At 54.2% G+C, this 14,320-nt stretch carries 13 protein-coding genes; 10 read left to right on the top strand and 3 right to left on the bottom strand.

Going from position 1 to position 14,320, the window contains the following annotated elements:
• The first annotated feature begins 37 nt into the window (after positions 1-37).
• Both AURUGA1_RS07340 and AURUGA1_RS07345 read left to right on the top strand, forming a co-directional pair.
• On the top strand, positions 38-559 hold the full coding sequence (locus AURUGA1_RS07340; RefSeq protein ID WP_256372995.1) for a DedA family protein: 522 nt from the start codon (positions 38-40) through the stop codon (positions 557-559).
• Positions 556-1,449 carry a UTP--glucose-1-phosphate uridylyltransferase gene (locus AURUGA1_RS07345; RefSeq protein ID WP_114129542.1) on the top strand — a complete coding sequence of 298 codons (894 nt, stop codon included), beginning with the start codon at positions 556-558 and terminating at the stop codon, positions 1,447-1,449. Before AURUGA1_RS07340 ends, AURUGA1_RS07345 begins: the two co-directional genes overlap by 4 nt.
• Positions 1,450-1,493: 44 nt before the next feature.
• On the opposite strand, the gene AURUGA1_RS08120 is transcribed toward AURUGA1_RS07345, so the two are convergent.
• Positions 1,494-1,991, bottom strand: coding sequence for a hypothetical protein (locus AURUGA1_RS08120; protein ID WP_205214644.1), 498 nt, complete (start codon positions 1,989-1,991; stop codon positions 1,494-1,496).
• A gap of 136 nt (positions 1,992-2,127) precedes the next feature.
• Between AURUGA1_RS08120 and AURUGA1_RS07355 the strand changes: the two genes are divergently transcribed.
• Entirely contained in the window at positions 2,128-6,102 is a 3,975-nt protein-coding gene (locus AURUGA1_RS07355) for a Pls/PosA family non-ribosomal peptide synthetase (RefSeq protein WP_114129543.1), read from the top strand.
• A 2-nt stretch (positions 6,103-6,104) separates the two neighbouring features.
• The gene (locus AURUGA1_RS07360) at positions 6,105-7,397 is read left to right on the top strand and encodes a M1 family metallopeptidase (protein ID WP_240187360.1); all 1,293 of its coding nucleotides are present in this window, start codon (positions 6,105-6,107) and stop codon (positions 7,395-7,397) included.
• Here the strand turns inward: AURUGA1_RS07360 and AURUGA1_RS08085 are convergent.
• Positions 7,394-7,963 carry a 4'-phosphopantetheinyl transferase superfamily protein gene (locus AURUGA1_RS08085; RefSeq protein WP_162784096.1) on the bottom strand — a complete coding sequence of 190 codons (570 nt, stop codon included), beginning with the start codon at positions 7,961-7,963 and terminating at the stop codon, positions 7,394-7,396. The genes AURUGA1_RS07360 and AURUGA1_RS08085 overlap by 4 nt on opposite strands.
• Before the next feature lie 9 nt (positions 7,964-7,972).
• A complete protein-coding gene (locus AURUGA1_RS07370) occupies positions 7,973-9,610 on the bottom strand; it encodes an alpha-glucosidase (RefSeq protein ID WP_114129545.1) in 1,638 nt (545 codons plus the stop codon).
• A gap of 132 nt (positions 9,611-9,742) precedes the next feature.
• On the opposite strand from AURUGA1_RS07370, the gene kynA reads away from it, so the two are divergent.
• Genes kynA through AURUGA1_RS07400 form a run of 6 tightly spaced genes read left to right on the top strand, consistent with a single transcriptional unit; the run spans position 9,743 to position 14,295 of the window.
• The gene (gene kynA, locus AURUGA1_RS07375; RefSeq protein ID WP_114129546.1) at positions 9,743-10,591 is read left to right on the top strand and encodes a tryptophan 2,3-dioxygenase; all 849 of its coding nucleotides are present in this window, start codon (positions 9,743-9,745) and stop codon (positions 10,589-10,591) included.
• A gap of 9 nt (positions 10,592-10,600) precedes the next feature.
• On the top strand, positions 10,601-11,560 hold the full coding sequence (locus tag AURUGA1_RS07380; RefSeq protein WP_114129547.1) for an amidohydrolase: 960 nt from the start codon (positions 10,601-10,603) through the stop codon (positions 11,558-11,560).
• The gene (locus AURUGA1_RS07385; RefSeq protein ID WP_114129548.1) at positions 11,557-12,804 is read left to right on the top strand and encodes a kynureninase; all 1,248 of its coding nucleotides are present in this window, start codon (positions 11,557-11,559) and stop codon (positions 12,802-12,804) included. The genes AURUGA1_RS07380 and AURUGA1_RS07385 overlap by 4 nt, the downstream gene beginning before the upstream one ends.
• Positions 12,805-12,848: 44 nt before the next feature.
• Positions 12,849-13,097, top strand: a complete 249-nt coding sequence (gene purS / locus AURUGA1_RS07390) for a phosphoribosylformylglycinamidine synthase subunit PurS (RefSeq protein ID WP_096383182.1) — start codon at positions 12,849-12,851, stop codon at positions 13,095-13,097.
• The gene (gene purQ / locus AURUGA1_RS07395; RefSeq protein WP_114129549.1) at positions 13,097-13,798 is read left to right on the top strand and encodes a phosphoribosylformylglycinamidine synthase subunit PurQ; all 702 of its coding nucleotides are present in this window, start codon (positions 13,097-13,099) and stop codon (positions 13,796-13,798) included. The genes purS and purQ overlap by 1 nt, the downstream gene beginning before the upstream one ends.
• A gap of 5 nt (positions 13,799-13,803) precedes the next feature.
• The gene (locus tag AURUGA1_RS07400; RefSeq protein WP_114129550.1) at positions 13,804-14,295 is read left to right on the top strand and encodes a DUF3817 domain-containing protein; all 492 of its coding nucleotides are present in this window, start codon (positions 13,804-13,806) and stop codon (positions 14,293-14,295) included.
• Positions 14,296-14,320: the final 25 nt, after the last annotated feature.

Raw genomic sequence — 14,320 nt, forward strand, 5'->3', positions numbered from 1 at the left:
AGTAGCGGCGCTGATTTTTACAGAAACAGCCACGATTCTGGGTTCGTTCCTCCCAGGAGACTCATTGCTCTTTCTGCTCGGGCTGACCCTGTCGACGGTGTTGACCACCATCCCTTTGATTCCCGCAATAGCGCTTGTCCTCTTTGCCGCTGTGGCAGGTTCAGAGGTTGGTTACTGGCTGGGGCACAAGTTGGGTCCACGAGTGTTCAACCGAGATGACACCTGGTTCTTCAACAAGAAAGTCGTGGAGAAAACAAAAGAGTTTTATCACCACTACGGAGCGCGTGCAATTATCTTGGCCCGGTTTATCCCGGTGCTTCGAGCACTGGTGCCACTGACTGTGGGGATGTCTAACTTCGGTTGGCGTCGCTATTTGGTTTACAACATCGCAGGCGCCATCGCGTGGGTGGCTGGTCTGATGACAGCAGGCTATTTCTTAGGAACAATCCCCTGGGTTCGACACAATATCGAATTAGTGGTGATCAGCTTCGTCATTATTTCTTCGTTGCCACTTCCCATTGAAATCATCCGAAACAGACTCAAGAATCGCTCATCGTGATCACGTCAATTACAAAAGCAGTCATTCCTGCAGCGGGTATGGGAACGCGATTCCTCCCCGCTACCAAGGCCATGCCCAAAGAAATGCTCCCCGTCATTGACAAGCCTGCAATTCAATATGTCGTTGAAGAAGCTATCGGAAGCGGACTCAATCACCTTCTCCTCATCACAGGGAGAAACAAACAAGCTCTGGAAAACCACTTTGATCGCAACGTGGAGTTAGAGAACATACTCACTGCTCGAAATGATGTGGCAAAACTAGAACAGATCACCACCATCACCGAGGATGTTGATCTCCACTACGTCAGACAGGGCAACCCTCTAGGTCTGGGTCATGCCGTGCTCAAGGCAGAAACCTTTGTTGCAGGAGAGCCTTTCGCGTTGCTCCTAGGCGATGACATCATCGAACACGGCGATGACCTCCTCTCCGAGATGATGTGGATTGCTCACACAGAACGAGCTTCAGTCATTGCTCTCATGGAAGTTCCACAATCACATCTGTCCCGTTATGGTGTTGCCGATGTGGTCACCACTGAAAGTGAACACATCTTTGGGATCAAAGGGTTCGTTGAAAAACCGGAAGTGGAGTCAGCACCGTCTCGGCTCGTTGCCATCGGCCGGTACGTTTTGCAGCCAGGTGTATTTGATGTCCTCAAGAGACTCAAGCCAGGTTTTGGCGGCGAAATACAACTATCTGATGCGCTAGACCGAATGGCACAGGACACCTCAATAGCCGGGCCAGTGTTTGGACTAGTTCACGAATACCGCCGCTTCGATACCGGTGACAAACTCTCTTATCTCAAAGCCATCGTTCAACTCGCCGGAGAACGTGAAGACCTCGGTCCCGCCTTCAATAAGTGGCTGAGGAAATACGCCAAGGGACTTAAGTAAGCAGAGGCGCCGGTTTCCCGACGCCCCTATTTAATGAATCAGTCTTACTTTCCTGACGCCTTGATCTTGGCCAGGAGAGCCGCCTTGGTCAGCCCGGTGTAACCGGAAATTCCATTCGTGCGGGCGTAGTCACGAAGTGCAACAACGGTCCAGCTAGCTGAAGGCGTTGCTGTGCGTGCAGCTGGCTTTGCAGCAGGCTTTGGTGCCGCCTTTTTAGCCGCTGGCTTAGAAACAGGTTTCTGAACCGCAGGAGTTGAAGCAGCTTTCACCGCTGGCTTCGCTGCAACCTTTGCTGCAGGCTTCGCTGCTGCCTTAGTTGCCTTCTTTGCCTTTTCAACCTTTGCAGTGGCCTTGACGACAACCTTCTTTGCGGACTTGGTTGCCTTCTTGAGGTCCTTCTTGGCGAGGGATTCTGCCTCGTCAGCTGCCTTCTTGATTGACTTCTTTGCCTTGGTCTCGAGCTTCTTTGCGAGGCCGCGAGCTTCAGTCAGTCTTTTTGAGAGCTTCTTTTTGAGCTCTTTCTTGTCTTTAGCATTTGCCATGAGAATTCCTTCAGGGGTTTCGTTTCTCTTGCTTGCGAGAAAAAGCTATGGGGCGAAGGTTAACAAACCGCCTACTTTGTGCCGTGTCGGCAACTTGTTCATTTAGCGTTCACTGGCACACGCAATAATGTGCCCCATGCCCGAAAACCTTTCTCAGAGCCGTGAAGCACAGTCGGTGCTCTCTCGTCTGAGTAGTGCCCCGGCCCCACGGACACTCATCGACATCTTCCGCGAGGTCACCAATTCCAACGCTGACGAAACAGCTTTGGACGACGGTACTACTCGTCTGAGCTATCGAGACTTAACAGAACAGGCTCTGGCCGTGGCCCACCAACTCCATTCCTATGGGGTGCAGCGGGGCAATCGTGTGGGCATTCGAATTGAGTCGGGCAGTGTTGATTTATACATCGCCATCTTGGGAATTCTGCATGCGGGTGCTGCCTACGTTCCTGTCGATGCCGATGATCCTGATGAACGCGCACGAGTTGTGTTTTCAGAAGCAGAAGTCAACGGAGTTATCGCCACCGGCGGTAAGTTCCTGCAGTCAGAGATACCCGGCGGGGAACTCAGACAAGTAGGTCAGATTGATTTTGACTACCGCGAGACCGTCTTTCCTGAAGAGTTTGCTCCCCTCGAGACCGACGACGCATGGATTATTTTTACCTCTGGCTCAACGGGGAAGCCCAAGGGCGTCGCCGTCTCCCACCGCTCTGCAGCTGCCTTTGTCGATGCAGAGTCTCGGATGTTTTTGCAAGCCGAACCAATCAATGCCCAAGACCGAGTGCTTGCAGGCCTCTCCGTTGCGTTTGATGCATCGTGTGAAGAGATGTGGCTTGCCTGGGGCCACGGTGGTTGTCTCGTTCCTGCCCCTCGTTCTTTGGTCAGATCGGGTTCAGACCTAGGACCATGGCTGATGGCCAATGGCATCACCATTGTCTCGACTGTGCCCACCTTGGCAGCGATGTGGCCCGAGGATGCCCTTGAAAACATTCGTCTGTTGATTTTCGGTGGTGAAGCATTCCCACTCGAGCTGGCAGAAAAACTGGCTTCATCCGGCCGTGAGGTCTGGAACACCTATGGCCCCACCGAGGCAACGGTCGTTGCCTGTGGAGCGCAAACCACCGGTAGCGGACCCATGAGAATTGGGCTCCCCCTGGACGGGTGGGACCTCGCTGTGGTCAACTCCGAAGGGCATCGTGTTGCAGAAGGTGAAACCGGCGAGCTGATCATTGGTGGCGTGGGACTTGCGAGATATCTGGATACGGAGAAAGACTCCCAGGTTTATGCCCCCTTCCCCACATTGGGCTGGGATCGTGCTTACCGCAGCGGCGACATGGTTCGCTATGAAGCAGAAGGCCTGATTTTTGTCGGTCGTGTTGATGACCAAGTCAAGGTCGGTGGCCGCCGAATTGAACTGGGTGAAATTGAAAGTGCTCTGAGTGCTCTCCCCGATGTCACCGCAGGGGCTGTGGTTGTGCAAACAACACAGGCAGGCAACAAGGTTCTTGTCGGCTACATCAGTGTCACTGAGGTTGAGACTTTCTCTGTCGCTGATGCACTGGTGACCTTGCGTGATTCCCTCCCCGCGCCTCTCATTCCATTACTGGTTCCTCTTGCTGAGCTTCCGGTTAGAACCTCCGGCAAAGTCGATAAAGCTGCTCTGCCCTGGCCGCTAGCTAACGCTGACCTAGATGAACTCGATTTCACAGAGATCGAACGACGCGTCGCCAGCGAATGGGCTGTAGTTCTCGGTGTTCCCGTGACGGACCTCAACACACACTTCTTTGACACCGGTGGGGGTTCTCTGGCAGCTGCCCAACTAGTTGGAAGGCTCCGTGCCCTGTACCCCAGCATGACGGTGGCAGATATCTATGCCCACCCTCGGTTGGGATCCATGTCTGACTTCATCGATGTCAGCACAGCAGGAGAACTTATTCCCTCCGGGTCCTTCCACAAATCACCAAAAGTTCCCCAATCCCCGCAGCTCATCCAGGCAGTGCTCTCCATTCCCTTGTTTGCGTTGGCGGGACTGAGATGGTTGTTTTATGCCCTGGCCGCATCCACGTTGCTGGGCTTGCTGGGCGTTGTTGACTTCCTGCCGACTGCTCCGCTTGCCATTTTGATTCCGGGCATCTTGTTATTTGGTTCCCCGTGGGGCCGAATGTTGCTCAGCGTTGCGATTTCCAGAACTGTGCTCGCAGGGTTGCGACCCGGAAACTATCTCCGAGGTGGCTCCACCCATTTGCGTTTGTGGTTTGCAGAACAGGCAGCCTCACATATCGGAGCGGTGACGTTGGCTGGAGCACCCTGGGTCACCGCCTATGCACGGGCACTGGGTGCACGAATTGGTCAGGGTGTCACCATGCACACCCTCCCTCCCATCACCGGGATGTTGTGGGTTGGTGCAGGTGCATCGATTGAACCTGAGGTTGATCTCACCGGTTATTGGATCGACGGCGATGTAGTTCGTGTGGGTGAAATCCGCATTGGTGCTCACGCAACCATCGGTGCACGCAGCACTCTCGCCCCGGGAACTCGTATTGGCAAGTTTGCTGAGATTGCTCCCGGCTCGAGCGTGTTTGGAAAAGTTCCTGCAGGACAGCTGTGGAGTGGTTCCCCAGCCAAACGTGAAGGCAAGGTCAAAGCGTGGTGGCCACAGGAACCCGCCACACAATCTCGCGCGTGGGGGGCGCTCTTCGCTTTCTCTTCGGGAGTCTTTGCACTATTCCCTCTGGTGTCTTTATTGTGTGGTGCTGCAGTTGTGTTAGCCGCATTGCAGCAGACGCAGTCGGTCTCTGACGTGCTGAGCATCGTCGCGGTGGGATTTATCCCTGCGACAGTGCTCGCCGGATTTATCTTTACTGTTCTCGTTCTTGCCTCTGTTCGCATCCTCAGCCTCACTATGCGAGAAGGCATCTTCCCGGTTCACAGCTGGGCTGGGTGGCAAGCATGGAGTGTGGAGCGAATCCTCGATTTGGCTCGCACATTCCTCTTTCCTCTCTACTCAAGCCTGTTCACCCCGATCTGGCTGCGCATGCTGGGAGCCAAGGTCGGACACAACGTGGAAGCGTCAACCGTGTTGATGCTTCCCAAGATGTCCACCATTGGTGACGATGTCTTCTTGGCTGATGACACCATGATTGCTCCCTATGCACTCGGTAACGGGTGGATGTTTATTGGGCCGGTAGAGATTGGTAAGCGTGCCTTCATCGGCAACTCTGGCTTGGCACCTGCCGGACGTAAGGTTCCTAAAGATGCCTTGGTGGCCGTCCTATCGAGTGCTCCTCGCAAGGCCAAAGAAGGATCGTCCTGGTTGGGTTCTCCGCCCATGCGCTTGCGCAGACTCATCGCTGAAGGAGACCGTGAGCGCACCTACAAACCATCTCAATGGCTCCGGATTGCCCGTAGTTTGTGGGAGCTGACCAGGTTTGTTCCCGTGCTGGTTACCGCCCTCATTGGCTTTGCCGTGGTGTGTGGCATTTTGCTTGCGGATTCGTTGTGGGGAATGTGGGCTGCAGTGCTGCTCAGTGGCCCCTTGTTGTGGGCGGCAGGAATCATCGCAGCAGCCGTCAGCACCATTGCGAAGTGGGTTCTTGTGGGCAAAATTAAGCCCCAAGAAAAGCCACTGTGGTCTTCCTTTATTTGGCGCAACGAAGTGGCCGACACCTTTGTCGAGATGGTGGCTGCGCCTTGGTTTGCCAACTACATGAATGGCACCCTCGGTCTTGTCTGGTGGCTGCGCAGCCTGGGCGCCAAGATTGGCGGCGGAGTTTGGTGTGAAACGTATTGGCTTCCTGAAGCGGATCTGGTCACCCTCGGTGACGGCGCCACCGTCAACAGAGGCACTGTTCTGCAAACACATCTGTTCCATGACAGAGTGATGAGTATGGACACGGTAACGGTGGAAGCGGGCGGAACTCTCGGCCCCCACAGTGTGATTCTTCCTGCCGCACGCATCGGTGCCCACAGCACCGTCGGTCCGGCATCTCTAGTCATGCGTGGTGAAGCCGTTCCAGAGGGAAGCCGCTGGAGCGGTAACCCTATTGGCCCATGGCGTGAAGTGACTGTGCGGAAATACTTTTCAGACACAGCGTCAGTGAAGACGGTGTGATTGTGGCGGTAGATTCCTACACCCCAGATTCAGGAAGTGCAGATTTCTTCATTGAGCACTACGCACTCAATCTGCATTACAGAATGTCGTCAGGGCATCTCAAGGCAGTTGCCACTCTCACCGTGAGGTTGCTGAGGGCAGTTCGACTCATCTCTTTAGACATCTCTGGCCTTCACGTGGGTAAGGTCTCCGTTGATGGCAAAGCGAATAAAAACTTCAAACAAAGTCCCACCAAGCTCGCTATCAAACTCGGTGAAGAGTTTCCTGCGGGTTCCACCTTCGAACTAGAAGTTCACTACTCCGGCACCCCACGCCCCCGCAGTTCCCGTTGGGGAACAGTCGGATGGGAAGAATTGAACGATGGGATTGTTGTTGCAGCACAACCAACGGGTGCACCCACGTGGTTCCCGTGTAACGACCTTCCCCGCTACAAATCAACTTTTGAGATTTCTCTCACTACCGAACGCAGCTACTCAGTAGCAGCCACAGGAGAGTTGATGAGCACCTCGGAGAAATCTGGGCTCACCACCTGGAACTTCCGTCAAAACATTCCTACGCCCACCTACCTGGCCTCCGTTCAAATTGGGCGCTACCGACAGCGTGAAGAAGAACTTTCAGGCGTCACAGTTCACACGTTCTTCCCGCCTGCAAACCAAGGGAAGGTCACATCTGATCTCTCCAAACTCGAAGATATGCTTTCGTTCTTTAACGAGACGTTCGGCGAATACCCCTTCCAGAGTTACACCGTAGTTGCTACCGAAGATGAGCTCGAGATTCCTCTCGAAGCCCAGGGCATGGCCATCTTTGGGGCCAACCACCTCAACGGAACCAACCCGGAAGAACGACTCGTGGCTCACGAGCTTGCCCACCAATGGTTTGGGAACAGCGTAGGCATTGCCCAGTGGAGTGACATCTGGCTCAACGAAGGTTTTGCGTGTTATGCCGAGTGGCTCTGGTCCGAAAAAGCCGGTGGAATAACCACGCAAGGAATGGCCGAGTCCCACCATGTGTTGTTGCGCCAGCTCGATCAAGACCTTCTTCTAGCCGATCCTGGTCCCGACCTGATGTTTGACGACCGGGTTTACAAACGAGGTGCTCTCACACTGCACGCATTGCGACGTGTAGTCGGAGACAAGACCTTCTTCGCCATCGTGAAGAAGTGGGTTGCTGAACACGCTCACGCATTGGGCACCACTGAGGATTTCATCGCGTTGTGCCAGAACAGCACTTCAGAGAATCTCGGGCCCCTGTTTGAGCGCTGGCTTTTTCAGACAGCTCTCCCAGCCTTGAACTAGCGGCTCACCGCAACAGCAAGTACAAATCTCTCGTGCTGTGTGGCTTTGTGCACGGTGTACTGGGAAGAGATGACCGTTGGGTCTAACTCATCGATACTGACGGTATTTCCAACACCCATAGCTTTCACCACCGCTTCGTATTCACACCAGGAACCAAGGGTGACTGTCTGGGTTCCTGCTTTGCCCGCAACTTCTCGAGAGTCCCCTAGGTTTCCTTGCTCTATGTCGACACCAATATGTTGACCGCGGATACCTGCTGCAACCACTGCTGAGCCGCTCGAAGACAAGCTGATGTGAACATCAGTGCCCTTAAGGGTGATGGCGCCATGATCCATCCCGCATTCACTGCACTGTGCCACCGGGATTACTGAAGTCCATGCCTGGCCCAGAATGTCCCCGCCCAATTTTCTGGCGAGATACCTACCCGAGAGATAACGCTGTGACAGCACATGCCCTAGGGAAGCAGCACGAGCGCGCTCTGAAGGAGTGAGTAATGGATATAACTCATCAGATTCCTGCTCACTCAGGGATATTGCACCCCAGAGCAAAACAAAGGATTCAGACATGAATAGAAACTAGTTCTGCAACGTCACGAAAGCTTGCCACGGAGCAAGCACCTCTGACTTCTCACCGAGAACGGCATCGCCTGAGACTGCCTCAGGTAGTGACACCGTCTCATCAGACAGGTTCGCAACAACCGTCAACACTCGACCGTTCAGCTCGCGTGTGTAAGCGAAGAGTTGCTCGTGTTCAATCCAGAGCATGTCGAACGACCCATCAACCACTACGTCCATGCCGTGACGCATGGAAATAAGTTTTTGGTAATGGTGGAAGACAGAATCAGCATCATCTACAGCAGCTGCTGCGTTGATCTCGGGGTAGTTGGTGTTGACCGAAATCCAGGGTTCACCCGTGGTGAAACCCGCATTGGCTGAGTCATCCCACTGCATGGGTGTGCGGGCATTGTCGCGGCCCTTGTAACCGACGGCTTTGAGGACATAGTCCTCAGAGATTCCCATGCCGGGTGCCTCAGCTGCCCAGTTGAGGGTTTCCAGGTCACGGTATTGGCTCAATTTGGTGAAGTGAGCACTGGTCATACCGAACTCTTCACCCTGATACACATACGGCGTTCCACGCATCAAGTGCAGCACAGTGCCGAAGGCTTTGGCCGAGTTCACCCGGTGTTCTGCTGAGTCATTGCCCCAGCGCGAGACAATACGTGGCTGGTCGTGGTTGTTCCAATAGAGGGAGTTCCAGCCAACCTGCTCGAGACCCTTCTGCCACTTATTGAGGTTCTCTTTGAGCGCCTTGACCGTGAAGGGAACCAAATCCCACTTGCCAAAGCCACCCTCACGGGTGTCAAGGTCCATGTGTTCGAAGGTGAACACCATGTTGAGTTCGTGGCGTTCAGGTGCGGTGTAGAGCTGAGCGAGCTCAACGGTGCAGCCAGGCATCTCACCGACCGTAATCAGCCCCTTATCGCGGAGAACCTCTCGGTTCATTTCCTGGAGGAATTCGTGAATACGCGGACCGTTCATCCAGGGACCAAATAGATCGTCTGCTTCGGAGAAATCTTGGTGCTTGGAAATGAGGTTGATGACGTCCATGCGGAAGCCATCCACGCCCTGCTCGAGCCACCAGTTCATCATTGAATACACAGCTGCACGGACTTCGGGGTTTTCCCAGTTCAGGTCAGGCTGCTTTTTGGAGAAGATGTGCAGGAAGTATTGCTGAGTGTTTTCATTCCACTGCCACACTGAGCCAGAGAAAGCCGCTTGGTGGTCGGTGGGTTCATGGCCGTCGACGGCGTCACGCCAGATATACCAATCACGCTTGGGGTTATCTATCGAAGATGCGCTTTCCACAAACCACGGGTGCTCATCTGAGGTGTGATTGACCACGAGGTCCATCACGAGCTTCATTCCTCGGGCATGAGTCTCATTGATGAGATGACGCATGTCCTCAAGCGTGCCAAAGAGAGGATCGATGTCTTGGTAGTCCGAGATGTCATAGCCGTTGTCATCTTGAGGGGACTTGTAGACAGGAGAAAGCCAGAGAACATCCACGCCCAAGTCAGCCAGGTAGTCGAGCTTGGAAGTTATGCCGGGGATGTCTCCAATTCCGTCGCCGTTTGAGTCAGCGAATGAGCGAGGGTAGATCTGGTACACAACGGCACCCTTCCACCAGTCGTCTTTGCCCAGGGTGATGCTCATGTGTCTCCTTGTTGTCTCAACTAACAACTGTATTGGTGTGTGGGACTACAGAAACTTTTTTCTCACCAGCACTGACGAAGAAACACCTCTTCTAGCTAGGGTGAATGAGTTCCCACAAGGAGGTAGAACCACATGGGCGTCGAAAACAACACCCGCGATATCGAAGAAACCGTCGTTACTGACTTCACCGACCGCATGAGTTATGGCGGTTATCTCGATCTCGACACTCTTCTCTCAGCACAGAAACCCTTGAGTGATCATCATGATGAACTGCTGTTCATCATTCAGCACCAGACCACGGAACTCTGGATGAAGTTAATGGTGCACGAACTTATCGGTGCAGCGAACTATCTGCGCAACGACGATTTGGGTCAAGCTCTCAAATGCATTGCTCGGCTCAAGCACATCCAAAAGACTCTCACCGAGCAGTGGTCTGTCCTGGCCACGTTGACTCCCAGTGAATATGCACAATTTCGTGACCGTTTAGGTAACTCGAGCGGTTTTCAATCACACCAATATCGCGCCATCGAATTCATGCTGGGCAATAAGAACGAGAAGATGATCAAAGTCTTTGACGCTGATCCTGAAGCTCAAGCTCTTCTCGTAACTGCATTGAATGCCCCCACCATCTATGACGAATTCCTGCGATACCTCTCTCGCCGCGGATATGACATCCCTGATGACGTACTCAACCGCGACGTCACCAAAGCTTGGGTGTTCTCCGAGGATTTACTGTCGGTGTTTATCTCGATCTATAACGAGCACGAAGAACACTGGGAAGCATACGAAACCTGCGAAGAACTTGTGGACTTAGAAGAAAACTTCCAGTTCTGGCGCTTCCGTCACCTGCGCACGGTGCAACGCATCATCGGAATGAAGATGGGTACGGGTGGAAGCTCTGGTGCTCCTTTCTTACAAAAAGCTCTCGAACTGACGTTCTTCCCTGAACTCTTTGCCGTGCGCACTGAGATTGGAAAGTAGTCAGCCAAAGTGTCTTCAGCGCGCTCAGGAGAACACACCAACCCTTACGGGGTTGGTGTTCCAGCGCGCCTATCATCGGGCGAGCGCGGAACCGTGTTCCCTCTTTTTGGCGATTCCCATGTTCACCTTGGCTTGGTAGACCCGACTGGCCTACCTGGGGCAGGTATTGGGCGAGTGCTAGATACGGGCTGGTCGCTTCCTGCCCAACACGAGTGGGCGGCAGGGAGTATTCCTGGTCTGGATGTTGACTTCGCTGGTAACTTCTTGGCTGCCCCCGGAGGTTACCCTTCTGACCGCTCATGGGCTCCTGCTGATGCCACAATCTTTGTCTTTGATCCTGAGCAAGCTGTTGCCAACCAGGTTGCTGCAGGCGCACGTGCAATCAAGATCACGCTCAATGCTGACGCCGGTCCTGTGCACTCTGATGAGGTGCTTGCTCAACTTGTCATCGCCGCACAACAACATGGGCTGGCTCCTGTGATTCACGCTGAAGGAGCAGGAAAAGCACAGCGTGCCATCAGCTCTGGCAGGGTGGTGCTTGCTCACACGCCGTTTACGGAAATTCTCTCTGACGAGCTGATCGGCTTCGCCGCAGAAAACAATATGGGCTGGATGAGCACGCTAGATATTCATGGTTACGGCAGCTATACCGAAACCTTCGATATTGCATGTGCCAATCTGCGTCGTTTTATTGCCGCAGGTGGAACAGTGTTTTATGGCACAGACCTGGGTAATGGGCCTTTGCCTTTAGGCATCAACGTCCGAGAACTCACCGCTTTGGAAGCCTGTGGCATGAAACCCAAACAGATCAGTGAGTCATTGACCTCCTGGTGGGAAACGAAAAACGATCTGACTCCCTCCACACGTGTGAGCTTCATCTCCGATATATCAGACGGCAGCTCCGCAGATTTCTGCACATGGCTTACTTCTGCGCGTATCGTCGAAACCACCGAAGTGGAGTACCTATGACCAGTTTTGAAACACTCGCAGCTCAGCTAGATCAATCCGATCCGCTAGCTGTTCATCGTGCCAAGTTTTATGGAACAGACGAAGCAACCCGCACCTCCACACCCGGGATGCCTCTGGCGTACTTCGATGGCAACTCGTTGGGCCGCCCCATGCAGGCCAGCTTTGACCGCATTGAAGCTTTCTTACGTCACGACTGGGGAACACGCCTCATTCGAAGCTGGGACGAGCAGTGGCTCAACTTGCCGCTCGAACTCGGGAACAAAATTGGTAGTGCAGCTCTTGGTGCTGCACCTGGACAAACTTTCGTTGGGGACTCCACCAGCGTGCTGTTATACAAGATGGCGCGGGCTGCCATTGCCGCTCGACCAGGTCGGACCGAGATTGTTCTCGACACAGACAACTTCCCCACCGACCGCTACCTGCTTGAAGGTATCGCTGACGAACTGAGCATGACGTTGGTGTGGATTGAGGTTGACGCCTCTGCAGGTGTTACGCCTGAACAGGTCGCTGCTGTTGTGAACTCCAACACCGCACTGGTTTTGCTGAGCCACGTTGCCTACCGCTCAGGCTTTATGGCTGATGCTCCTGCAATCACGAAAATCACCCACGACGCTGGCGCATTGATTGTGTGGGACCTCAGTCACTCGGTTGGCTCTGTCGTAGTCGAGTTAGATAATTGGAACGTCGACATTGCCGTGGGATGCTCCTATAAGTACCTCTGCGGTGGCCCCGGTGCTCCTGCCTGGGCGTATGTGCGCAGAGACTTACAGACCCAGATTGAACAACCCATCCAAGGCTGGTGGGGAACTAAGAATATGTTCCTGATGGGTCCTGGCTATGACCCTGAGAATGACCTGCGCCGCTTCATTACTGGCACCACGCCCGTTGTGGGAATGCAGGCCATGATTGACCCTGTTGAGCTCATCGGAGAAGTCAGTATTGAAGCCATCCGTGCCAAGTCCCTGCTGCTGACACAGTTCGTGATCGACTACACAGACGAAGTGTTAGCACCACTGGACGTGACCGTGGCAACGCCACGCGACCCCGCCCAGCGTGGTGGCCATGTCACGTTGAACCACCCTCACATGCGTGAAGTAAATGCGTTGCTGTGGAAAGAAGACATCATTCCCGACTACCGCGATCCCCACGGATTACGCATCGGATTATCGCCACTGACAACTTCTTTCCAGGAAGTCTTTCTTGGCATGGAGAGAGTCAAGGAGACACTGCTCTCCCTCCGATAGGATTGAGGTATTCCCTTACTCGCGAAATCGCTGGAGTCGCCCCCATGCCCACCATCGTTGTCGAGGTAATGCCCAAGGCTGAAATTCTTGACCCACAGGGCAAGGCAGTCGCTGGCGCTCTTACCCGCCTAGGTCATAACCAATTCACCGGTGTTCGCATCGGCAAGCGCTTCGAGCTCACCGTTGACGGCCCTGTCACTGCTGAAACCCTGGAAGCCGTCAAGACCATCGCGGAGGACATCCTCTCGAACTCGGTCATCGAAGATGTCGTCAGCATCTCCGAGGCCAAGTAATGCGCGTCGGAGTCATCACCTTCCCCGGCTCACTTGATGAGCGTGACGCGCAGCGTGCGGTCAAGCTAGCTGGTGGAACTCCCGTTGCCCTCTGGCACGGTGCGCACAATCTCGAAGGCGTGGAAGCAATCATTCTTCCCGGTGGATTTAGCTACGGCGACTACCTGCGTGCAGGCTCTATTGCCAGCCACGCCCCCATCATGGCTGAGGTCATTGACGCAGCTCACAAGGGTATGCCTGTCCTCGGTATTTGTAACGGATTCCAGATGCTGGCAGAGGCACGCCTGGTTCCCGGTGCTCACACTCGCAATGACTGCCAGACTTTTGTTCGTCGCGATCAGAAGCTCGTCGTGGAGAACAACAACACGGCGTGGACGAAAGACTTTGCCCAGGGTGAAGAAATCATTATTCCCCTCAAGAACGCAGATGGCCGCTTCGTCGCTGATGCAGACACCATCAAACGGATTGAAGACAACGGTCAAGTCACCTTCCGCTATGTCGGCGTGAACCCCAACGGTTCACTCGATGACATTGCCGGTGTGTCGAACGAAGCCGGAAACGTGGTTGGTTTGATGCCTCACCCCGAGCACGCAGTGGAGCCAGGCTTTGGCCCCGACACTGCGGTAGCAATGCGCTCAGGTCTTGATGGGCTCAAATTCTTTACTTCCGTCATCCAAAGCACGATCCTGTCCAAGGCATAGGCTTCGTGAACGCAGCAAACACAGCACACGCCCCGGGCTTCACTCCCCGCAAGCTCTATTTTGTTCTCGCCATTGCGGAAGCATGCACCTGGACACTGTTGATCACTGGCTTGATCTTGCGAGCTACCACCGGCATTGACCAAACCTTATTCACCACCATCGGTGGACTACACGGTTTCGTATTTATTGCCTATGGCGCAACCTCCATCCTCATCGCCTTCAACCAGCGCTGGGGATTCTGGATGGGTTTGCTTGCCGTCATCACGGCAATCCTGCCCTATGCCACCATTCCTTTCGAACTTGTTCAAGCCAAGCGCGGAGCACTCGAAGGACCCTGGCGCCGTGAGGCAACGGATGATCCACGTGATGCCCGTCCGTTAGACCGACTTTTCCGCTGGTTCTTGAACCACCCGATTTTGTTGATACTGGTCATTGTTCTGGCGATTGTCGCCGTCTTCACAACTTTGCTCATCCTCGGTCCTCCCGGGGGACGCTAAAGATAATGAGCACTCTCACTTTTCC

This window comes from Aurantimicrobium sp. MWH-Uga1 (genome assembly GCF_003325955.1).
In the GTDB taxonomy this organism is placed as follows: Bacteria; Actinomycetota; Actinomycetes; order Actinomycetales; family Microbacteriaceae; genus Aurantimicrobium.